Genomic DNA, 20,781 nt, shown 5'->3' with positions numbered 1-20,781 from the left:
GCATCTCGCCGCGAATCCCGACCGGAATGAAAAAAGTCGCAATCGAAAACCCCGGTGAGGACGAGGACCGCTCACGGTTTTTCCACCCGCTCTCGGAAGCGCTCGGGACGACCGGCCTCGCGATCAACTACTTCGAACGCGCTCCCGGCGAACACGTCGGTCATTGCTATCACCGTCACCTCGAACAGGAGGAGGTGTTCTACGTGCTCTCGGGGACGGCGACGTTCGAAACCGAGGACGGTGACGTCGTGGTCGTTTCGGGTGAACTGATACGGTTCGCGCCGGGCGAGTGGCAACAGGGACGGAACAGCGGCGACGAACGACTCGTCGTCCTCGCCCTCGGCGCGCCGCGCGACGACGAACCGATGGAACTCCGCCGCACGTGCCCGTCGTGTGACGAGCGGACCCCGGCAGTCCCCGAGGAGATAGATGGCGGAGTCGCGTTCTATTGTGAAACCTGTGGTGCTGAAACCGGGAGATACACCTGACCAACGAGTCCGGGAGCGTTCGTGTGCCACCTCTCCCGACTTCGTGTTTACTGACCAGTCAGTAAGTTGCATTCTGACCGTCTATCGTCCGTTACGAAACGAAAGAAGATGTTGGATAAACACCCGATACGGGCCGTCACTGGTCGGTGGTGACGAAACCAACAAGTTAAATGGGGAGTTAGACCTATGACTGTCCGATGAGTACATCTACACGAACAGTTACGGATCGTTTTTCCCCTGCCGTTCTGGCGACGGCGTTCGCAACGTTCGTCGCGTTTCTCGGAATCGGCGTCGTCGACCCGGTGCTCCCCATCATCGGCGACAAGATGGGCGCGTCGGGGGCGGAAGTCGAACTGTTGTTCACCACCTACCTGATCGTGATGGCGGTCGCCATGCTCGTATCGGGCGTTTTGAGTGCCAGATTCGGCAACAAACGAGTCATCATCGTCGGTCTCGCCATCGTCGTCGTGATGGCGACACTCGCGGGACTGTCGAACTCCATCACCGAACTCGCCATCGTGCGCGGGGGGTGGGGTTTCGGTAACGCGTTGTTCACCTCGACGGCACTCGCCGTCATCGTCGGCCTCGCGGAAGGCGGGACTGAAGAAGCCATCATGCTGTACGAGGCGGCGCTCGCCTCGGCATCGCGGGCGGCCCGCTTCTCGGCGGCTATCTCGGTTCGTTCTCGTGGCGCTACCCCTTCTTCGGTACGGCGACGCTGATGGCGCTCGCCCTCATCGTCTCGCTCGCCTTCCTCCGTGAACCGGAAGGAAAGGAGCAAGCGACGCCCGCGGACATGATCATGGCGCTGAAAAATCCGCCCGTGCTGGTCAACGCCCTCATCGGTCTCTGTTACAGCTTCGGGTTCTTCACCATCCTCGCGTACTCGCCGCTTACGCTTCCGGACCTCTCGGCCACGGCGCTCGGCGTGACGTTCTTCGCGTGGGGTGCGCTCGTGGCGATTTCCTCGGTGTTCGTCGTGAACTGGTTGACGAGCAGGTTCGACGCATCGAAAGTGTTGTTCGCTGACGTGCTTGGAATGGCCCTCGTCCTCGCCGCGGCCGGATTCGCGGAAGGACAGGCGGAACTACTGCTCCCAGTCATCGTGATTTCGGGTATCTTCTGCGGTATCGCCAACGCGATGTTCACGACGTTCGCCATTCAGGTGTCGCCGTTCACGCGCTCGGTCAGCAGCGGCGCGTACAACTTCCTGCGGTGGTCGGGTGCGGCCATCGCGCCGGTCCTCGCCGGATACTTGAAGGACGCCTATTCGCCGGGCGTCCCGTTCTTCGTCGGCGCAGTCGTCGTCTTCGTCGGCGCGGTCGGTCTCTTCGGCGGTGGATCGTTCCTGCTCAACGCCATCAACCGAAACGCGGCGGAGCACGTTTCGGCTGACTAATCACCCCCGATCATTCTCCATCTTGTACCAACACTGCTCCAGCCGATGCTATCGACCCCGAAAACGGAAATCGGCGGATTCGAGGCGGTATCGTGTCGAACTTCGCGTAAGGTGAGAAAACCGCCGCCAGTAGAATATCGGGACCGATCGAACTACTCGGCGCTATTCGTGCCGGCGACATGATCGTCGTCTCACCTGAGAGCACCTGTCTGTCGGTTTCAGCGTCGATTTCCACCGCGAGTCGGTCCGTTCCCAAATCCTCGGTTACGGTCGCGGTTGCGCTGACGGTTTCGCCCGGCCGGACGGGTTTTCGAACTCCAAATTTTGCGAGAGATAGACGATGTCGCCGGGAAGCGCCGCGAGCGCGGCGCTGACGACGCTGGCCGTGAGCGCGCCGTGGGCGACGCGGCCGCCGAAGAGGCCCTCTTCGGCGTACTCCTCGTCCACGTGGAGCGGGTTTTCGTCGCCGGTGAGTGCGGCGAACTGGTCGATGCGTTCCTGAGTCAGTTCCAACGTCGCCGTTTCGGCGTCCCCGACGGATGCGACTGGCATACCCGAACTCGGTTCCGCGCCGGAATGAATCTCCGGGTTAACATGTAAAACAGGGGGTTGATTACGCGAACACGCGTCGCCCTTCGTATGCCATTTACCGACAACGACGGCGTCTCGCTCTTCTACGAGGAGGGCGGTCCGACGGACGCCGAAACCATCGTTTTCGTGGAGGGACTCGGCTACGGACGATGGATGTGGCGTTGGCAACGCGAAGCGTTCGAGGACGACTACCACGTCGTCGTGTGGGACAACCGCGGAACCGGTAAATCCGACGCGCCGGACGGCCCGTACAGCATCGAGGAGATGGCGAGCGACCTCGACGCCGTCATCGACGCGGTCGGCGTCGAATCCGCCCACATCGTCGGGGCGAGCATGGGCGGGATGATCGCCCAGGAATACGTCCTCGATTACGACCGCGCGGAGACGCTGTCTCTGCTCTGCACTACGCCTGGCGGCGAGAACGCGGTGCCGACGCCGCCCGAGACGCAGGAGAAGATGTTCGACGTGCCCGAGGGGTACGACGAACGCGAGGAGATTCGCTACAAGATGGATCCCGCGATGACCGACGAGTTCGCCGCGGAACACGACGACGTCGTCTCCGACATCGTGGACTGGCGACTGGAGGGCGATGCCTCCGACGCGGGGAGGGAGGCGCAGGCCATGGGTGTGATGAACTTCGACGCCAGCGACCGACTCGGTGAAATCTCGATTCCGACCCTCATCGCGCACGGAACCGCTGACCGCGTGCTTCCGGTCGAAAACGGGGAACTGCTCGCGGAACTGCTTCCGCACGCCGAACTCGAACTGTTCGACGGCGGCCCACACCTCTTCTTCATCGAGCAGGCCGACGCGGTAAACGAACGACTCCGCACTTTCATCGACGATGCCTGATCACTCCACACGACCGTACGACTGGGTCGGCGCGTGGAGCGAAAAACGGGCGCAACTCTCACCCGAACGGGTGGGAGTCGTGGAGCGCCACGACGGGCGAGCGCTACACCTATCGGGAACTCGACCGGCGGGCGAACCGAACCGCCCGTCTGCTCCGCGAGCACGGGGTCGAAGACGGGGAACGCGTCGCCGCTATCTCCCGAAACCGGCCGGAACTCATCGACTGTTTCTTCGGCACGGGAAAGACCGGCGGCGTGCTCGCACCGCTCTCACACCGCCTCGCGGCGGGCGAACTCGTCCAGATGCTGAACGACGTGGATCCGGAACTGCTCGTCGTGGAGGAACCGTTCTCGGAACTCGCGGACGACGTGCTCAACACACCACGCCCGCGAGTTCGAGAGTTCGGTACTCCGTCTACCGACGAGCGATTCGGACTCGCCGAACGAGTCCGAATCGCAGGTTTTGGAGGCCAAATCGTGGAATGCGGCGCTTCCGGCGGACGATTCGCCGGTCGAGACGGCCTCGCTGTCGATGGACGACCCGCATCTCTTCCTGCACACGGGCGGTTCGACGGGCGTCCCGAAGGAGACGGTTATCACGCACGGGTCCATCGTCTGGAACTCGTTCAACACGATTACGGCGTGGGGGCTTCGCCCCGAGGACGTGACGCCGATGGTGTTCCCGCTGTTCCACACCGGCGGGTGGAACGTGCTGACGGTTCCACTGTTCCACCTCGGCGCGCGGGTCGTCATCGCCCGCGAGTTCGACCCCGAATCCGTGCTCCGGATGGTGGAATCCGAGGGTGCGACGGTTCTCGTCGCGGTGCCCGCCGTCCTGCGGATGATGTGCCGCCACGACGAGTGGGCGGACACCGACCTCTCGACGCTTCGATTCGCCAAGAGCGGCGGCGGCCCGTGTCGCCACTCCGTGATGGAAGCGTGGTGGGACCGGGACGTCGAACTCACGCAGGGCTACGGCCTCACGGAGTGCGGGCCGAACAACTTCACCCTGCCCGACGGGTGGCCCCACGAGAAATCCGACAGCGTTGGCGTCCCGGCGATGCACGTCGATGCCCGCGTCGTGGACGACGACGGCGAACCGCTTTCGACCGGTGAAATCGGCGAACTCGAACTCGCCTCGCCCCACGCCGCCGACCGTTACTGGAAGAATCCCGAGGAGAGCGTGGAGACGTTCGGTATTCCCGTGAGCGAAGCGAACGGGAGCACTGAAGGCGAGCGGAGCGAGTCTTCCGGCGACTGGGTTTCGACGGGGGACCTCGCGCGCGTAGACGACGAAGGATACGTCTACATCGAGGGGCGGAAGAAGAATATGTACGTCAGCGGCGGCGAGAACGTCTACCCCGCCGAAATCGAGGACGTCATCGCCGACCATCCGAAGGTCGAGGAGGTCGTCGTCATCGGTGTCCCCGACGAGAAGTGGGGACAGGTCGGGAAGGCCGTCGTTCAGGGGGACGAGTCGCTCACGCTCCCGGACGTGGAGGAATTTCTGGACGGCAAACTCGCCCGGTTCAAGCGTCCGCGCTACCTCGCGTTCGTGGGCGAGATGCCGATGTCCGGGCCGTCGAAAATCGATCGGGAAACCGTTACGGCGGAGTTCGGCGGGGAATAGACTGGAATTCCGTTTTCACGGAAGTGGCGAACGGTTCGGATCTGAGGTTACCAGTACTGGTTAGTTAGTTGAAAATAATGTGACGTTCATGAAGACGATGCGCCCGGAAAATCCGTCGATATTCATACCCGGTATGGTAGTCTTCGGAATGGTGACGTGGCTACTCGTCGGTCTCTTATTTTCGGGTGACCCGGTCGATCAGGTGGTTTCGGGTGCCCAGACGGGGTTCCTTCTCTCCCTCGTCTTCATCCTCGAACGATGGATAAGAGACGGATATCGACGTAGTTGATCCGCGTGAGAGCTTTCGGCTTTTCTGGAGCGCCGCCGAAGTTTCCGTTCCTGCAGAATTTCGGTGGGGAACGGGCTTCAAGGGTGAACGATTCGGTGCACACCCCCATCTTCCAACATTTATTTGATTGTGTGAAACAAATATCGGGTATGGTGGAATTCAACCTCCAAAACCCGTGGATTTTCGTTCCGGTCATGGTCGTGATTTGGGCTGTCATCTGGGCGGCCATCGGGACGCTCGTCTTCGACAAACAGGGGTCTTACCAGTTGTTCATTGGTGGTATGGGTGGCCTGGCGTTCGGACTCATGACCGTCTATCTCCGCCGAGACGAATGGAAAGCGCCGAAAAATAATTCCTAGTTTCGTTTTGGACTTCGGTACGACTCCCTGACCGCCCTCGATTACCTCGCTCGGAAATCGACCGTCAGTAATCAACTTCCTCCAACAGATAAGAAAACTATTTTAACTCGTCTTACGTATGGTTCGCGGTAACAGAGCGAACGATAATGATAGACCTCACGATGGACATGGAGCAGTACGACTGCCCGTTCATCGACACCTCCGACGACTACGGGGTGACGTACTCCGCCGTCCACTGGGATTTCGACCGCTCGGCGGAGGAGTTGGAGACGCGGCTGGTCGTGGAGGGGGAGGACAGGAACGAACTCGAACACGGGTTGCAGGCGCTCCGCGAACACGACAACATGCACGGTTGTTCGCTGCTGTCGAAGCGGGACAACGTCGCGCACATCCGTACCGTCATCGGACAGACGGAGGCGATGGAAGCGATCAGAAACCACGACGGCTACATCACCGGCCCGTTCTACATCGAGGACGGCCACGAACTGTGGCACGTCGGCTTCGACCACGAGGACGTGGCCAACGGCGCGCTCTCGGAACTCGAATGGAAGAACGAGTTCGACGTGGTGTCACGCGAGACGCCCGACCTGCCCGACCTCCAGAACCTCGTACAGAACGCCGGGGCCGCGATGACGCTCATCGACGGCTGTCGTGACCTCTCGGACGTCGAGCGCGACGAACTGGAACACGCGGTTCGGGACGGCTACTTCCAGAGTCCGCGCTCCGCGACGCTCGGAACGCTGGCCGACGAGTTCGGGGTCTCGAAACCGGCCGTCTCGAAGAACCTGCGACGCGGCCAGCGAAAGATGATCCAGCGCGTCGTGGACGCGCTGGAACTGCTCGACTGATTTTATTCCTCGAACGCGTCCCGTAACCGCGCGCCAGCGTAAGCCAGAAAATCGTCGGTCCGGTCCACGGCGCCGACCATGCTCGCAAAGCCGTGGATCATCGCCTCGTAGTTGCGGTGCTCGACCGGCACGCCGTCCTCCGCGAGTCGGTCGGCGTAGGAGATTCCCTCGTCGCGGAGCGGGTCGAAACCGGCAGTCACGACGGTCGCCGGTGCGAGATCCGAAAGGTCGCGGGCCAGCAGTGGATGGGCGTACTCGTTTCGCGCGTCCGAGGGGCGGGCGAAGTACTGCTCCTCGAACCACTCCATCGCGTCGGCTTCGAGGAGGTAGCCCGTGGCGTTCTCCTCGATGGAATCAGGTGCCGGTTGGACCGGCGAGCGGACGACCGGATAGATGAGCAGTTGGTGGGCGAGGTCGGGGCCGCCGCGATCCCGAGCGGCCAGCGCGACGGCGGCCGCGAAGTTTCCACCTGCGCTGTCGCCGGCGACGGCGATTTTGTCGGAATCGACGCCGAGGACGGCGGCCTGTTCGCTCGCCCACGCGGCGGCGGCGTAGGCATCCTCGAACCCGGCCGGGAAGGGGTGTTCCGGCGCGAGTCGGTAATCGACCGACAGGACGACGCAATCGGCTTCGTTCACGAGTCGCCGACAGATGGGGTCCACGCCGTCCAAGTCGCCCAGCACGAACCCGCCGCCGTGGTAGTACACCACCAGTGGTCGGGTATCGCCATCACCGTCGGGTTGGTACAGTCGAACCGGAATCGGTTCGTCCGGGCCTTCGATCTCGAACTCCTCGATTTGCCCGACCGATTCCGGTTGGGCGAGGGTCGCCGCTCCTCCATCATCGAGCGGGCGGCCGAAACCGTGAGGCCGCGACCCTGTAACCGGGCGACCGTGGATTGACCCAACAGCGACAGGACGTCCTGCACTTGCGGGTCCGGCTCGTCTACCATGTGACCCGTCCGTTCTTTTGACGATCGATAAGTGAGTCCTCCATTTTCGTGTACATTGCTGTCCTCACGGGTAATTATTTGAACGGGGAGCTATTGGAGGTTTGGTGTGTTCCGGAGTACTCCCGGTAACCGCGTCGGAACGACCGACGGACGATCGTTCGAACGTGTGTGTCGTCGTGGGAGTCGGTTCAATGATCGCTTAGATCGTACTCTCGGACGGGAAACAGACACAAACGGGGACGTACCGATGAAATGTCGTATACGTCGCCGCCGCTCGGGGGACGTGGTCCATCGAAACGGCTTCTATCGCCCGGTCGGTCCCTTCGAATCGAAAAATACGATGTTCGCGTATTAAATCGGACATTCCCATGGGAATATAACGTGGAAATGACTCCATCAGATACGATCTGATTTCGTGAACTGACGGGGGAGGGAAATAGGGTCGTCCCCTCTGCGTATGCGGGGGAAAGATATGGCAACCGAAGAAACCGAACAGAACGTATCTACCGAACAAGAGGACAACAGATCGTTGTTCGTCCGGTTCACAGAAGAGTACGCGGAAGAGGAGTTGGCAATCCTCTTGATCGCCGCCGGAGTAGTCATGCTGATCATTCCGCCGTTCCAACCGATCGGCATCGCATCAGTCCTCCTCGGCCTCGCCGTATGGTTCACGGATTGGCTGTGGGGATGATCGACGGGTAACTCTGGACCCGCCAAATGACCACGTCGGCAGTTCGATGTGGTCCCTCGTTTTCGGCGTTATTTTCGTCCCGTTCCATCGAAACCGCGCGTCGGGACTCAGTCGTAGGTCAGCGTCATGCCGCCGTCGAACAGTAGGTCGCCGCCGTTCAGATGACTCGCGTGCTTCGAGAACCCGAAGACGAACAGGTTCGCCACCTCCTGTGGCGTCATCATCTCTTTCGTCCGGGATTGGCCGAGCATCACGTCTTCGACCACTTCGTCCACCGAAATCCCGCGTTGTTCGGCGGTGTCCGGGATTTGATCCGTCACGAGCGGCGTCTTCACGTAGGCGGTACTGATCGAGAAGGCGCGAACGTCGCCGTCACCCTCCGCCGCGATGGACTGGGTGAGACCGCGGAGGCCGAACTTGGAGACGTTGTACGCGACCTTGTCCGAGGTGACGTAGTGGCCGTGGACCGAGGCCATGTTGCCGATACAGCCGGTTCCGTCGTCGCTGTCGCGCATGTGTGGAAGGCAGGCTTTCGCCAGCAGGAACGGGGCCCGAACCATCACGTCGTGGAGCAGGTCGAACTGCTCGGCCGGGAACTCGTCGATGGGGTCGATGAGCTGGAGTCCGGCGACGTTGACGAGATATTTCACCGCGCCCGCGTCCGCCGCGTGCGAGACGATGCCGTCGATCTCGTCCTCGTTGCTGAGGTCGGCGGCGATGGTCTCGACGTTTTCCGCGACGCCGTACTCCTCGGCCCGGTCGGTCGTCTCGCTCAGTCCGTCCTCGTCCACGTCGGTGCCGACAACGGTGAGGCCGTTCGCCGCCAGCGCGACGCCGCCGCGCGTCCGATGCCGGAGGCCGCGCCCGTGACGATGGCGACGTTCTCGGGCCTGAAACGGTCGTCTTCGACGTACAGTACTTCGTCGGGGTCGAACTCGGGCGGCGTTACCGCGTCGTCTGCCATATCTACGAACGCGTGAGGCAACGAGGAAAAGCACCGGGTTGACATGTGAACCGCCGTATCGCCGGTCAGTTCACATGGTACTCCAGACGTCTTTGGTACTTCTCACATCCGTCCGTTTGGTATGGAACAGGCTCTTGCCGTTGGTTAGGTGCCTACCGCCTCGACTGTGTAGTTGCCGGATCGATTGACAAACACAACTGTGGACAGATGTCGCGTCCAAAACAAAATGCAGGGCGGAAAATTCCCTCACAGACACGACGGTTGCAAAGCGGGGAACGTCGAAGGGAGAGGATGTCTATGCGCTTTCCCTTCGACATACGTTCAGTAGGGTGAGCGGACCGTGAGTGAGTTGGTTGCAAATGCTAACTGCTTATCCATCCACTTCTATGACTGCATCTTTCTAACGAGCGTCGGTACGAAAAACGTGGGTGGGCAGCAAACGACGTGTCATCCCCACGTCTCGTCGGGAGTTGCTGTGGACGATGCAATCATGGAATTCCCGACAATCTACGGTAGCTCCGTATCTTGCATTGATCTTTTGGCCGAAACGATGTCCATTTACAATCGATAGTTCGTACGTCTGTCATCCACTAACGAGCGTCAGTATCGAAAGACCGTGAGGAGCCATTGGGTGCACATGAGCGCTTCTCACGGTTGTCGGGAGAGCGAATCGATTCAACCACAATCATGGAGTGATGCCCCGACGGATTATTGTATTCCATCCGCCCCATTCAGTTTTTTGGCTTTCTAATTGTGTAATTAAATTCGAGTTTATTTGCATATATCACGCTTGTTTATTCGGGATGGATGGTTGCTTACGAGACCGTTTTCCTCGAAACCAGTAATCGAGGGAGTCGGCGATCAGTGCCGTTTCCCACTCCCATGCGCCAGTCAGTTCACATGTTAACCCAGCAGTATTTGCCACTTCTCGCACCCGGTATAGATGGTATGACGAACCGGAGACTGACACGGCGCAACGTCCTCACGGCGGCGGGTGCGGTCGGCATCGCTGGACTGGCAGGGTGTACCGGAAACGGAAACGATGACAACAACGATACAACGAGCGACTCGAAAGATGGTAACGATGCTGGAACGGGAGGTAAAACGACGATGAAGGACGTATCGGGAACGGTCAAGGTCGGTGTACTCCAACCGATTTCAGGGAGCCTGAAGTACTACGGACAACAGAGCCTGTGGGGCTTTCTGTCCGGTCTGGCGTACAAAGCCGACGCGAAGCCGAAGACCGGCGTCAAGACCGGGAAGACAACCGTCTCGGTCGGCGACGTGGATTTCGAACTGTACGTCCGTGACACGAAGTTCAAACAGGCGACGGCACAGAAGTTGGCGACGAACCTCGTCAAGGACCAGGACGTGGACATGCTGTTCGGGTGTGCGTCGTCGTCCTCGGCGACGACGGTCATCAAGACGGTGGCGAAAACGGCTGGCGTCCCGTACATCGCCGGTCCCGCGGCGTCCGCGGACATCACCTCGAACGGCGAAACGTGCAACAACCTCGTCTTCCGCGCGAGCGAGAACACCGCGATGGACGCCCGGAGCGGCGGGAAGTACGTCGCGACGCAGACGGACGTGAAGAAGGTGTACCTGTTCGGCGCGGACTACAGTTTCGGCAAGGCCGTCGTGAACAACTACGAACAGGTCCTGAAGGACGAGGGCGTGGAAATAGTCGGCAAGAAGTTCGTCCCGCAGGGTCACTCCGAGTGGAAGGGCCTGCTCGACAACGCGCAAAAGGCGGGCGCACAGGGAATCGTCGGCGGGTTCACCGTCGCCACGCTGCCGAACCTGTTCACCGAGTACCTCTCCGGCGACTACGATTACCGCGTCTTCGGTGGCTTTGCGACCCAGATCACGAACCAGGTCGTCGGCCAGACGATGCAGAAAGTCATCGGCAAACCGTTGACGAAGGAGAAGATCGAAAAAACGAAGCTCGGACCGTTCACGACCCGCTACCACTGGAACCAGTACGACAACGACATCAACTCCTCGTTCGTCGATTCGTACACCAAAGCCTACGGCGTCGTCCCCGACCTGTTCACCTCGGGAACGTTCACCGCGGCGTCGGCCATCGTGCAGGGCGTCCGCGAGAGCGGGTCCACGAAGGGAACCGACATCGCGGACGCCATGCGCGGCATGACCGTGAAGGACACGCCGAAGGGAGAGGACGGCTACGTCTTCCAGAAGTACAACAATCAGGCCCGCTCCTCGATGACCGTCGCCAACCCGGTTCCGACGACGGACGAGTGGGCGGATAGCTGGGACGCCGCCGTCATGCCCGGAAAGCCGCTCGCCACCATCGACGGCGAGGAGGCGACCATCCCGAAGGACGCGAGCGGCATGTCCTGCTCGCTCTAACATGCTCCGAACCACGGGGCTGACGCGGCGATTCGGCGGCCTCGACGCCGTCGATGACGTGGATTTCTCGCTCGAAGAGGACGAACTCTGTTCGCTCATCGGCCCGAACGGTGCCGGAAAGACGACGTTTTTCAACCTGTTAACGGGCGTCCTCACACCGAGCGAGGGCAGTATCGAGTTTCGAACGAACGGGTCGTGGCGAGATATCACCGATACGCCGCCGCACGAGACGGCGCGGTTGGGACTGCACCGATCCTACCAGATAACGAACGTCTTCCCGACGAGTTCCGTCCTCGAAAACGTTCGCGTGGCAGTCCAGGCCCACGGCAACGGGTCGGCCAACGCGTGGCGGAATACGCGCGCGTTTCCGGAACACACGGAGCAAGCCCACCGGATTCTGGAACGCGTCGAACTCTCGGAGTTCGCGGACACGACGGCACAAAACCTGAGCCACGGGCAGACCCGGCAGTTGGAAGTCGCCGTCGCGCTCGCGGGTGACCCCGACGTCCTCCTGCTTGACGAACCGAACGCGGGCGTCTCCTCGGAGAGCGTCGGAACGATCATCGACCTCATCGAGACGTGGCGGAAGACCACGCCGTTCTGCTGGTCGAACACAACATGGACATCGTGATGCGAGTCAGCGACCGCATCGTCGTGTTGAATCAGGGCTCGGTCATCGCCGACGCTCCTCCCGAATCGGTGCGCGACGACGAACGGGTGCAGAAGGCGTATCTCGGCGGCTACGAGACCGAGGAGGGTATCGCGTGAGCCTGCTTTCGGTCGAAGACGCCCACACCTACTACGGCGAAAGCCACGTTCTGGAGGGCGTTTCGATGGACATCGAGGAAGGCGAAGTCGTCGCCCTCGTCGGCAGAAACGGCGTCGGCAAGACGACGACGCTCCGCACCATCCTCCAACTGAATCCCCCGCGACGGGGCAGCGTTCGGTTCCGCGGGACCGAACTCGTCGGCAAGGGGACCCACGAAGTCGCCGAGATGGGAATCGGTTGGATTCCCGAGGAACGACGTATCTTCACCCAACTCACGGTCGAGGAGAACGTCCGCGTCGCGGTGCCGAAAGGGAACGACGTGGACGACGCGCTCGCCGTGGCGTTCGAGACGTTCCCCGCCCTCGAAGAGCACCGCGACCGCGAGGCCGGAAATCTCAGCGGGGGCCAACAGCAGATGTTGGCCCTCGCCCGCGGACTCGTCGGCGACAACGAGATTCTGCTGGTGGACGAACCGAGCGAGGGACTCGCCCCGCTCATCGTGGAGGCCGTCGCCGAGGCGCTGGCCGAGGCGGCGACCGACACCACGATCCTGTTGGTCGAGCAGAACCTCCCGCTGGCGCTCGACCTCGCGGACCGATTTTACGTGTTGGACAACGGACGCGTCGTCGAATCGGGTGACTCGAACGACGTCTCGATGGACGACGAGCGACTCAGGAGGTATCTCTCCGCATGATTTTCCAAACAGTCGCTCCGCTCGTTCCGCTCGTCCCGCTTGCCAACTTCGGCAGCGCACTGGGTGACTTCCTCGACCCATCGACCCTCGCGTCGGTGTTCGTTCAGGGTCTCGCCAAGGCCGCGCTGTACGTGATGATTGCGAGCGGTCTGACCCTCATCTTCGGCCTGATGGGCGTGTTGAACTTCGCCCACGGGTCGCTGACGATGCTCGGCGCGTACCTCGGGGGGGTGATAATGGTCGTGCTCGTTTCGGCGGGGAGCAGTTCGCTCACCCAGATGGGCGCCTTCTTCGTCGCCGTCGTCGTCACCTTCGGTCTGCTGGCCGGGTTGGGGACGACCGTCGAAGTCGGCCTCATTCGCAAACTGTACGACAGACCGCCGGTGTACCAGATTCTGTTGACGTTCGGGCTGACGCTGGTGTTGGACGAACTCGCCCGCATCGTCGTCCAGTTCTACGGCATGCAACCGCAGACTGCGTGGCAGGACGCCTTCGCAACGAAACCCGGATTCCTGACCACGCAGGTCGGCTTCGCCGGGATTTCGGTGAACGGCCTCGCCCTCTTCGAAATCGCGTTCGGCGTCCTCACGGTCGCCGGAATCTGGGCCTTCCTGACCCGGACCCGCTACGGCCTCGTCATCCGAGCGGGCAGCGAGGACGCGGAGATGACCGAAGCGCTCGGCATCGACGTTCGCCGGGTGTTCACCGTCGTCTTCGCGCTCGGCACCGGATTGGCCGGAATCGCGGGCGTCCTGCTGATGTGGGATCCGAAATGGGGTGCGAGCGTTCGGTCGCTTCGACAAGCGTTGCTTCCGGCGTTCGTCGTCGTCATCGTCGTGAGTCGGAACGTTCCGGGGGACCGTCGTCGCCGCACTGATTGTCGGGTTGGTCGATGCGGTGATGTCGTGGTGGTTCGTCAACGCCATCGACTTCGCCGGACTGCCGGAGATGACTGTCTTCCTCATCCTCGTGGTCGTGTTGGTTCTGCGCCCGCAGGGACTGTTCGGCGTCGAGGAGGTGGGGGGCCATTAGCACCGAAACCGGGACCGACGGACAAACGGTATCGAGGGAAACGGACACCTCGTGGGTGGCGGAGTATGCCCGCGACCACACCGTCCACTTCGCCGTCATCCTCGTCCTCGCGGCCTATCCCGGAATCTACACGCTGTTGGTGAACTCGCCGTTCGGGACGGAGGCGGCGACGGTCCTCCCGCAGGTCGAGACGATGATTCCGGTGTTCTACTTCGGCCTGTTCGCCATGTCGTTCGACTTCATCAGCGGCTACACCGGCTACCTGTCGTTCGGCCACGCCGCGTTCTACGGCACCGGCGCGTACTTCGTCGTCCTCACCGCGAACGACAAGGTCCCGTTCCTGCCGTCGAACACGCCGTTCATGATTCGCTGGTCGTCGGCGGACTCGTGGCGTCTCGCTCGCGCTGGCAATCGGGGCGGTGTCGTTCCGACTGACGGGCGTCTACTTCGCCATGATCACCCTTGGCTTCGCGCAGGTGTTGTACGTCTTCATCAGCGGGTGGGACTACGTCGGGTCGAACCCGCACGACGGAATCTTCCTGAGCGGCGCGAATGGTCTCAACGTCGGCGTGCCGGGCGTCGATGCGCTGAACCTCGCCATCGGGTCGTTGACCGGCGACGAGGTGACGTTGGGATTCGTCCACCTCGGGCAGACCGAGGTGTCCTACTACATAGTCGGTCTGGTGGTGCTCGTCTGCTACTTCGCCATGCAGCGAATCATCCACTCGCCGTTCGGAAAAGTGATGATCGCCATCCGCGAGAACGAGGAGCGCGCGATTGCGGTGGGCTACGACACCTTCCGCTACAAACTCGGCGCGTTCGCCATCAGCGCGTTCTTCGCGGCCGTCGCGGGCGGCCTGCTCGCAGGTTACCAGCGAAACGTGTCGCCCGACGGGTCGTTCAACTTCCTCGTGGCCGGGGACGCGCTGTTGGCATCGATCATCGGCGGGTTCGGAACGCTCGCCGGACCGCTGTACGGGCAGTTGTTCGACGAGACGTTCCGCGAGTTCCTCTCGAAGGCGGGCGAGGGCGGCGGACTCCTGCCGTACCTCAGGACCCACCTCGGCGCGGGAACGATGGGAACCGAGATTTACAACGGGTTGACGGTCCAGGGAGCCATCGAGACGTTCCTGAACGGCCACGCCGACCTGTACGTCGGCGCGCTGTTCGTGCTGTTCGTGCTCTTCGTCCCCGACGGACTGCTCGGCACCCTGCGTGACCGCCTCGGCGGTCCGGTTGCGAAGACACTTCCCGAACACGTTCGGAGGTATTTACGATGACGGATACGACCGTCGGACTCACCGGCTACGGACTCTACGTCCCCGAGAACACCGTGACGGGCGCAGAAATCGCCCGCGAGAGCGGCATTCCCGAGGACGTCGTCGTCGAGAAGATGGGCGTGCGTGAAAAGCACGTCTGTCCGCCCGACGGCGACCACGCGACGGACATGTGCGTGAACGCCGCAGTGAAAGCGCTCGATTGCGCCGAAATCGAGGCGTCGGAACTCGACGCCGTGCTGTATCACGGCAGCGAGTTCAAGGACTTCGTCGTCTGGAGCGCCGCCGCGAACGTCGCGGAGCGAATCGGTGCCGATGGCGCGTTCGCCAGCGAGAGCTACGCGCTCTGTGCTGGCGCGCCTATCGCCATCCGGCAGGCGAAGTCGATGCTCGTCGCGGACCACGTCGAACGAATCCTGCTCGTCTCCGCGAGTCGGGAGGAGGACCTCGTGGACTACGGGAACGAGGACTCCTCGTTTATGTTCAACTTCGGGAGCGGCGCGTGTGCAATGGTGCTCGAAGCGTCACCGGAGGACCCGCTCGCCACGGTTCGTGAGAGCGCCGCCGTCACGGACGGCAGTTTTTCCGAGGACGTCGTCATGCCCGCGGGCGGGTCGCGCAACCTGTCGAGCGAGGCGACGGTGCGGGCGGGCCTTCACACCTTGGACGTGCCGACCCGGACGGCATGAAGGAGCGACTGGCGGAGGTGAGCCTCGACAACTTCCTCTCTGTGGCCGACACCGCGCTCTCGCGGTCGGACTACGAGCGGGACGAGTTGGATTTCGTGGCGCTCACGCACATGAAGCGGTCGTTCCACGACTACCTCTGTTCGACGCTCGACGCGGAAAACTACTATCTGGACGAGTTCGGACACGTCCAAAGCGTGGATCAGATACTCGCACTCGATGCGGGACTCGAAAACGACCTACTGGAGGCGGGGGACGTCGTTTGCTTCCTCGCGGCCGGAACCGGCTACACGTGGGCGGCGACGGTGCTCGACTGGCACGGCGAGCGGTAATCCTCCTCACTTCTTCGGATAGCGAACGTACGGACCGGGAAGCAGGGCACGGAGTGAATAGGACCGACGGGACGTCTCCTCTTCGTCAGCGTGCTTCGTTTCGCCGTCCGCCTGGCTCGCTTCGTGTCCCGCCCGCCGCCAGTTGATTTCAAAGGTGCTCATCAAATCAATATGATACCTCATCTCTCTTTATTATACGCCCGATAACCACCCGACAGGGACGGTGTGAATCGAAGTACCGAGCTGACTAATCGGATAACTTGTCCGTGTGGACGTCCCATCCGGCGGCCGCGCGCCGTCGGTGTGATCGTCGCCGCCCTCACCGTCGTCGTCGGTGGTGCCGTCCTCCCGTGCCGCGCGTTCGGTCGCCGATCGATCGAATACGGGACGCTCCGCCTCGCCAACTTCTCGCTCGAAACGCTGTAGGGTCGGACTACTTTCGGAAAAACGACGTTACGACCGGTGAAACCCTGTCAGGGAAACGGACGAACTGGCGGAGTTCGTCCGTTCGGATTCCGCCCGGGGCGACCGACCACCGCCAAACATATTTAATTCGAATGAGATGTGGGGATATATGAAACTCCGCGACGCTAGCTCGTCGGCCCGGTCGATCCTCTTCGGCCGCCCGGCGACCGTCCTCCCGTTCTTTCTCGCCGGTTCGAGCATCAACTTGATCGCCCAGACGTTTCCGATCCTCGGGTTGGTGCTGTGTTACCTGCTTCTCGCCGGAACGGGGCGTCTCGACACCGTGGTCACCGCGCTCAGACACACGGACCTGGCGAATGCCGGAACGAATCCCGAGGGGGCAAATCGATTGGCGGACGCACTCCAAGGCCTTCTCACACCCGAGGTCATCCTCATTCTCGTCGTGTCCATGTTGCTGGCATTGGTCGCCGTGTTCGTCGCTCGTGCCGTCGTCGGTGCGGCCCAAGTCCACGCGGTGACGGCCGCCCTGCGAAACGAGCGACCCGTCCCGGCCGGTGTCGTCGGAGCAGGCGAGGACGCGACGAGGTTCCTCCTACTCTCGCTCGCCAGACTGGCGGCGTTCGTCGTCGTCTCCGTCGCCTTCGGAGTCGCTTTCCTCGCCTTCGTGTTTCTCTCGGTCCTCGCACAGGCGGATTCGACCGCGGTCACCCTCCTCGGAGGCCTCGTCCTCTTCCTCGTATTTCTCGTCGTCTCCCTCGTGGTCTACCTGCTGTTCATGTTCGTCCCGCAGGCCATCGTCATCGACGACGTCGGTATCTGGACCGGAATCCGTCGAAGCGGCGGGTTCGTCCGGCACAACGTGGCGCGCACCGCGGCGTACATCATCATCGCCGTCGGGTTGTTCGGCGTGTTCGCCTTCGTGACGGCCGGGTTCGGACTCGTCGGCGTCAGTCGCGTCTCGGGTATCATCCTGCTTTTCTTTTTGTTACCCGCGCTGAGCGTGTTGAAGACGGCGGTGTATCTCGATGCAGAACCGACGCTTTCGACGGGTCGTGGGTCGCTTCGCGGCGCGTTCGCCCGCGGGCTTCACGAACTCAGGTCGTTTCTCGCACGGAAACCACTCCTGTTTCTCGTCACGCTCGGGTTGTTCGCGCTCGGCGGCGTCGGCGGGTGGTTCGCGGCGCAACCGTTCACGCTCCGGAGCGTGCGTCCCGACCTAACCACCAACGTCTTCGGCACGATTCCGGTGGACGTGTTCGTCAAAATCGCCGCGAACAACTGGTTGGTCGCCATCTCGGCGGCCTTCGCCGGGATCGGATTCGGCGTTCCGACCCTCGTCACGGTCCTGTTCAACGGCGCGGTCGTCGGCGCGGTCGTCGGCTTGCTCCCGAACCCGACGCTCGCGCTCGCCCTCATCCTTCCGCACGGCGTCATCGAAATCCCCGGCCTGTCGGTCGCGGGCGCGCTCGGTCTCCATCTCGGCGGCGTCTCGTGGTCGTACGTTCGGGGCCGAACGTCGGTCGAGGAGTTCTCCGACGAACTCGTCAGGGCCTACTACGTCGTGCTCGGACTGCTCCCCGTCTTCATCGTCGCGGCGTTCATCGAGGCGTTCGTGACGTGGTGGGTCGCCGCGCGCATCGTGTGAGACGGCGTACCCGTCGAATTTCGACCAAATTACTGTGCGATTTCGGCGAACTCGTTCGTGTCCTCGTCGGTACCGGCGATGATGAGTTGGTCGTCCGCGCGAACGACGAAATCCGGTCCGAGGTCGGTGATGACCTCGCCGTCGCGCTCGACTGCGATGACGGTGCACCCGGTTCGCGTTCTGACGGCGGCGTCCCGGAGGGTTTGGCCCGCTATCCGTGGTGCGGTCGTCCGCAGGATTTCGATCTGTTTGTCGGGGGAGATGATCTCCTCGCCTTCGAGTATCGTCGAGGCGAGCATTCGCCCGCTCACCGTTTCGAGGGCCAAGACGTAGTCCGCGCCCGCGCTGTACAACTTTCCGATGTTGTCCGTCTCGTTGGCGCGGGCGACGATTTCGACCCCGGGAGCGAGTTCCCGGGCGATGAGCGTGGCGAAGATGGTCGTCGTGTCGTCCGCCAACGCGAAGATGATCGCGTTGGCGTACTCGACCCCCGCTTCGAGGAGCACGTCCTCGTTCCGTACGTCGCCGAGCACGTCCACGCCGTCTTTGTCCTCCCTGTCCACGACGGTCGTCCGCATCGATTTCTCCTCCATCGCCTCCTCGACCGTCGAACCGACTTCCCCGTATCCGGCGACGATTATCGACCCGCGGGTGGGACCGCGGCCGTCCGAGATGGTCATCTCCTTCAGCCGTTCGAGTTGCTGTTCCCGCCCGGCGGCGAGCAGAATCGTGTTCTCGTCCAGTTCGGTCGTCGGCGAGGGCGAACTCTGAAACTCCCCGCGTCGCCACAGACCGATGATGCTCGCGCCGGTTCGTTCCCGAACGCCGCTCTCCGCGAGCTTTCTGCCCGCGATTTCCGACCCGGCCTGGATCGATAGCTCCAGGATTTCGAAGTCCTCTCCGATGGTGACGGTTTCGCCGAGGTCCGCCGTCACCGACGCCGTGACCTTTTCGGCGAGGCTGTGGCCGAGCAGGTGTCGCGGCGAGAACACTTGATCCGCCCCGGCGTAGCGGAGGTAGTTCGCCAAATCCGGGTTCTCCACGAGGCTGATGATCCGGACCGTCTCGGACACCTCGCGGACGGCGAGCGCGATACTCGCGTTCTGTTCGTCTGTCGCGTCGGCGACGACGGCGTAGGCGTCCTCGACGTGGACGTTTCGGAGCGTGTCGGCTGACTCCGGGTCGCCGTGGACGACCGGGATGTTCGCCTCGTACAGGTCGAGCGCCTCGTCCCGGTCGCGGACGACGACGACGAACTCCCTGTCCCACGACTGAAACTCGTCGATGAGCGTCTCGGCGCGCGGCGAATACCCACAGATGACGACGTGATCATCCACGTCGTCGATGACCGTCGGGGGACTCACCCGCAGCGCTTCCTGTACCCACGGCGCGACGAACACCGGGAGCGCCATGAAGATGAGCAGTACTCCGGAGATCTGCATCGCCACCATGAGCAGGTGCATCTGCGGCGTCGTCCATTTCGAAGCATCGACGCCGAACCCCGTGGTCGTGAACGTCTCGATGACGATACCGAACGCCTCCAGCGCGGTCCGATGTACCCCTTCGTACGTCTCCATCCCCCACATGTACGCGACGGTGTACAGCACGATGACCCCGGCAAACGAAGCGAGATAGAGAAACGCCCGTCGTCGCTGCCGTGACACTTCGGGGAACACGGTGAACGGAACGCGTCGCGGTCGCGAAACCATTGTCCTAAGACTGTCAGTCAGGTGCCTTTATTCTGCCGTCACACGGACTCCCCTGAGTCACGTAGCCGACTCCGGAACGAGGGAATCGTAACGTTCATCAGCAGGTGATATCCCATGATGAGCGACCACCCCACCACACCGACGAAAATGAGGAGAAAGAGAATTTGCTGAACCTCATCGAAGCCGCCTCGCCACAACTTCGTCCCGAGGAGCTGATCCGAGAGCCAAAACAGGGTGCTGATGCCGATAGCAACGCCACCAATGCCCATGGCGGCGTTCGCGCGCTTCACCCAACGGTCCATCTGCAACCGGTCGCTTACTTCGGCCGCCGTCTCGCGTTCCGTTTCGGTTTCGGTGCGCAGATCGAGTCGGTGGAGCGATTCGACGTCCGTGTGCGTCCCGTCGGCGGTAACCTCCTCGCTACAGGTACGAGCAGTGGAGATCAGCTCTTCCCGGTCGATTCCACGAAGTTCACGGAGGCGCTCGACGGTGAGATACGCATCCGCCAGTGCGTCTTGTAGTTCTTCGTCGTCCGTCGAATCGACCGCCATCGAGAGCTGTTCGTCCGGGTAGTCAGCAAGCAACTGGAAATCGAGAACTCCCGACTCGATTCGTTCCCGAACCCGCCGTTGATCTCGGCGTCGCTTCTCCTCGTCGAGATCCGCGAACTGGTTCCGAATCCGGCGTCGCTGTGTCTTCGTCAGCAGCGAGGCGGACTTTCGTGTCATATTCGATTATAGTCAGTACGTCTGTTATATCCATCGCTCGTTGCGTCGTTC

At 62.1% G+C, this 20,781-nt stretch carries 17 protein-coding genes and 7 pseudogenes; 17 read left to right on the top strand and 7 right to left on the bottom strand.

What is annotated here, in order from left to right; translation table 11 throughout:
• Nucleotides 1-26 precede the first annotated feature (26 nt).
• The 3 genes from A4G99_RS23840 to A4G99_RS29220 all read left to right on the top strand — a co-directional run bounded on the left by A4G99_RS23840 (nucleotide 27) and on the right by A4G99_RS29220 (nucleotide 1,887).
• On the top strand, nucleotides 27-488 hold the full coding sequence (locus A4G99_RS23840; RefSeq protein WP_066148876.1) for a cupin domain-containing protein: 462 nt from the start codon (nucleotides 27-29) through the stop codon (nucleotides 486-488).
• Between the two features lie 197 nt (nucleotides 489-685).
• Entirely contained in the window at nucleotides 686-1,210 is a 525-nt protein-coding gene (locus tag A4G99_RS29225; protein WP_255359205.1) for an MFS transporter, read from the top strand.
• A complete protein-coding gene (locus A4G99_RS29220) occupies nucleotides 1,132-1,887 on the top strand; it encodes an MFS transporter (protein ID WP_255359213.1) in 756 nt (251 codons plus the stop codon). Before A4G99_RS29225 ends, A4G99_RS29220 begins: the two co-directional genes overlap by 79 nt.
• 175 nt (nucleotides 1,888-2,062) lie before the next feature.
• Here the strand turns inward: A4G99_RS29220 and A4G99_RS23830 are convergent.
• A pseudogene (locus A4G99_RS23830) lies at nucleotides 2,063-2,439 on the bottom strand (MaoC/PaaZ C-terminal domain-containing protein); the annotation flags it as partial.
• Between the two features lie 87 nt (nucleotides 2,440-2,526).
• Here A4G99_RS23830 and A4G99_RS23825 point away from each other — a divergent pair.
• The 5 genes and pseudogenes from A4G99_RS23825 to A4G99_RS23805 all read left to right on the top strand — a co-directional run bounded on the left by A4G99_RS23825 (nucleotide 2,527) and on the right by A4G99_RS23805 (nucleotide 6,455).
• A complete protein-coding gene (locus tag A4G99_RS23825; RefSeq protein WP_066148874.1) occupies nucleotides 2,527-3,330 on the top strand; it encodes an alpha/beta fold hydrolase in 804 nt (267 codons plus the stop codon).
• Nucleotides 3,323-4,959: pseudogene (locus A4G99_RS23820) on the top strand (AMP-binding protein). The gene A4G99_RS23825 and the pseudogene A4G99_RS23820 overlap by 8 nt, the downstream one beginning before the upstream one ends.
• Nucleotides 4,960-5,092: 133 nt before the next feature.
• On the top strand, nucleotides 5,093-5,248 hold the full coding sequence (locus tag A4G99_RS26350) for a hypothetical protein (RefSeq protein WP_190303876.1): 156 nt from the start codon (nucleotides 5,093-5,095) through the stop codon (nucleotides 5,246-5,248).
• A gap of 149 nt (nucleotides 5,249-5,397) precedes the next feature.
• Complete coding sequence (locus A4G99_RS23810; RefSeq protein ID WP_066148871.1) at nucleotides 5,398-5,607, top strand: hypothetical protein; 210 nt, start codon at nucleotides 5,398-5,400, stop codon at nucleotides 5,605-5,607.
• A 146-nt stretch (nucleotides 5,608-5,753) separates the two neighbouring features.
• Nucleotides 5,754-6,455, top strand: coding sequence for a helix-turn-helix domain-containing protein (locus tag A4G99_RS23805; protein ID WP_066148869.1), 702 nt, complete (start codon nucleotides 5,754-5,756; stop codon nucleotides 6,453-6,455).
• 2 nt (nucleotides 6,456-6,457) lie between these two features.
• Here A4G99_RS23805 and A4G99_RS23800 read toward each other — a convergent pair whose 3' ends face one another.
• Nucleotides 6,458-7,165, bottom strand: a complete 708-nt coding sequence (locus tag A4G99_RS23800) for an alpha/beta hydrolase (protein WP_066148867.1) — start codon at nucleotides 7,163-7,165, stop codon at nucleotides 6,458-6,460.
• A complete protein-coding gene (locus A4G99_RS28255) occupies nucleotides 7,090-7,407 on the bottom strand; it encodes a hypothetical protein (RefSeq protein WP_223302216.1) in 318 nt (105 codons plus the stop codon). Before A4G99_RS28255 ends, A4G99_RS23800 begins: the two co-directional genes overlap by 76 nt.
• Nucleotides 7,408-7,879: 472 nt before the next feature.
• Between A4G99_RS28255 and A4G99_RS23795 the strand changes: the two genes are divergently transcribed.
• The gene (locus tag A4G99_RS23795; protein ID WP_066148865.1) at nucleotides 7,880-8,098 is read left to right on the top strand and encodes a hypothetical protein; all 219 of its coding nucleotides are present in this window, start codon (nucleotides 7,880-7,882) and stop codon (nucleotides 8,096-8,098) included.
• A 107-nt stretch (nucleotides 8,099-8,205) separates the two neighbouring features.
• Here A4G99_RS23795 and A4G99_RS23790 read toward each other — a convergent pair.
• A pseudogene (locus tag A4G99_RS23790) lies at nucleotides 8,206-9,062 on the bottom strand (SDR family oxidoreductase).
• Between the two features lie 948 nt (nucleotides 9,063-10,010).
• Here A4G99_RS23790 and A4G99_RS23785 point away from each other — a divergent pair.
• The 6 genes and pseudogenes from A4G99_RS23785 (at nucleotide 10,011) to A4G99_RS23760 (ending at nucleotide 16,222) form a co-directional block, all read left to right on the top strand.
• Nucleotides 10,011-11,432: an ABC transporter substrate-binding protein gene (locus tag A4G99_RS23785; protein WP_066148864.1), complete on the top strand. Its 1,422-nt coding sequence runs from the start codon at nucleotides 10,011-10,013 to the stop codon at nucleotides 11,430-11,432.
• Between the two features lies 1 nt (nucleotide 11,433).
• Nucleotides 11,434-12,200: pseudogene (locus A4G99_RS23780) on the top strand (ABC transporter ATP-binding protein).
• Nucleotides 12,197-12,895 carry an ABC transporter ATP-binding protein gene (locus A4G99_RS23775; RefSeq protein ID WP_066148863.1) on the top strand — a complete coding sequence of 233 codons (699 nt, stop codon included), beginning with the start codon at nucleotides 12,197-12,199 and terminating at the stop codon, nucleotides 12,893-12,895. The pseudogene A4G99_RS23780 and the gene A4G99_RS23775 overlap by 4 nt, the downstream one beginning before the upstream one ends.
• Nucleotides 12,892-13,927: pseudogene (locus A4G99_RS23770) on the top strand (branched-chain amino acid ABC transporter permease). Before A4G99_RS23775 ends, A4G99_RS23770 begins: the two are co-directional and overlap by 4 nt.
• A gap of 124 nt (nucleotides 13,928-14,051) precedes the next feature.
• A pseudogene (locus A4G99_RS23765) lies at nucleotides 14,052-15,207 on the top strand (branched-chain amino acid ABC transporter permease).
• A pseudogene (locus tag A4G99_RS23760) lies at nucleotides 15,204-16,222 on the top strand (3-oxoacyl-ACP synthase). Before A4G99_RS23765 ends, A4G99_RS23760 begins: the two co-directional pseudogenes overlap by 4 nt.
• Before the next feature lie 6 nt (nucleotides 16,223-16,228).
• On the opposite strand, the gene A4G99_RS26345 reads toward A4G99_RS23760, so the two are convergent.
• Nucleotides 16,229-16,384: a hypothetical protein gene (locus A4G99_RS26345; protein WP_190303880.1), complete on the bottom strand. Its 156-nt coding sequence runs from the start codon at nucleotides 16,382-16,384 to the stop codon at nucleotides 16,229-16,231.
• Between the two features lie 141 nt (nucleotides 16,385-16,525).
• Here A4G99_RS26345 and A4G99_RS29215 point away from each other — a divergent pair, with 141 nt between their 5' ends.
• Both A4G99_RS29215 and A4G99_RS23755 read left to right on the top strand, forming a co-directional pair.
• A complete protein-coding gene (locus A4G99_RS29215; protein ID WP_255359204.1) occupies nucleotides 16,526-16,648 on the top strand; it encodes a hypothetical protein in 123 nt (40 codons plus the stop codon).
• 148 nt (nucleotides 16,649-16,796) lie between these two features.
• A complete protein-coding gene (locus A4G99_RS23755; RefSeq protein WP_066148861.1) occupies nucleotides 16,797-18,293 on the top strand; it encodes a stage II sporulation protein M in 1,497 nt (498 codons plus the stop codon).
• A gap of 29 nt (nucleotides 18,294-18,322) precedes the next feature.
• Here the strand turns inward: A4G99_RS23755 and A4G99_RS23750 are convergent, their stop codons facing one another.
• Both A4G99_RS23750 and A4G99_RS23745 read right to left on the bottom strand, forming a co-directional pair.
• Nucleotides 18,323-20,002 (bottom strand): TrkA family potassium uptake protein, encoded by a 1,680-nt coding sequence (locus A4G99_RS23750; protein WP_066148860.1) that lies wholly within the window; start codon nucleotides 20,000-20,002, stop codon nucleotides 18,323-18,325.
• Nucleotides 20,003-20,040: 38 nt separating this feature from the next.
• Entirely contained in the window at nucleotides 20,041-20,730 is a 690-nt protein-coding gene (locus A4G99_RS23745; protein ID WP_066148858.1) for a hypothetical protein, read from the bottom strand.
• Between the last annotated feature and the right edge of the window lie 51 nt (nucleotides 20,731-20,781).

The sequence above is a fragment of the Haladaptatus sp. R4 genome, assembly GCF_001625445.1.
GTDB lineage: Archaea > Halobacteriota > Halobacteria > Halobacteriales > Haladaptataceae > Haladaptatus.
Note: the sequence above shows the minus strand (reverse complement) of the source record. Positions and strands in the feature narration are given on the sequence as shown.

Excerpts from the sequence above, each read along its gene's own strand:
- A4G99_RS23840 (WP_066148876.1), top strand. The coding sequence starts at position 27 with ATGAAAAAAGTCGCAATCGAAAACCCCGGTGAGGACGAGGACCGCTCA.
- A4G99_RS29225 (WP_255359205.1), top strand. The coding sequence starts at position 686 with ATGAGTACATCTACACGAACAGTTACGGATCGTTTTTCCCCTGCCGTT.
- A4G99_RS23825 (WP_066148874.1), top strand. The coding sequence starts at position 2,527 with ATGCCATTTACCGACAACGACGGCGTCTCGCTCTTCTACGAGGAGGGC.
- A4G99_RS26350 (WP_190303876.1), top strand. The coding sequence starts at position 5,093 with ATGGTAGTCTTCGGAATGGTGACGTGGCTACTCGTCGGTCTCTTATTT.
- A4G99_RS23810 (WP_066148871.1), top strand. The coding sequence starts at position 5,398 with ATGGTGGAATTCAACCTCCAAAACCCGTGGATTTTCGTTCCGGTCATG.
- A4G99_RS23805 (WP_066148869.1), top strand. The coding sequence starts at position 5,754 with ATGATAGACCTCACGATGGACATGGAGCAGTACGACTGCCCGTTCATC.
- A4G99_RS28255 (WP_223302216.1), bottom strand. The coding sequence starts at position 7,407 with ATGGTAGACGAGCCGGACCCGCAAGTGCAGGACGTCCTGTCGCTGTTG.
- A4G99_RS23795 (WP_066148865.1), top strand. The coding sequence starts at position 7,880 with ATGGCAACCGAAGAAACCGAACAGAACGTATCTACCGAACAAGAGGAC.
- A4G99_RS23785 (WP_066148864.1), top strand. The coding sequence starts at position 10,011 with ATGACGAACCGGAGACTGACACGGCGCAACGTCCTCACGGCGGCGGGT.
- A4G99_RS26345 (WP_190303880.1), bottom strand. The coding sequence starts at position 16,384 with ATGAGCACCTTTGAAATCAACTGGCGGCGGGCGGGACACGAAGCGAGC.
- A4G99_RS23755 (WP_066148861.1), top strand. The coding sequence starts at position 16,797 with ATGAAACTCCGCGACGCTAGCTCGTCGGCCCGGTCGATCCTCTTCGGC.
- A4G99_RS23750 (WP_066148860.1), bottom strand. The coding sequence starts at position 20,002 with ATGGTTTCGCGACCGCGACGCGTTCCGTTCACCGTGTTCCCCGAAGTG.
- A4G99_RS23745 (WP_066148858.1), bottom strand. The coding sequence starts at position 20,730 with ATGACACGAAAGTCCGCCTCGCTGCTGACGAAGACACAGCGACGCCGG.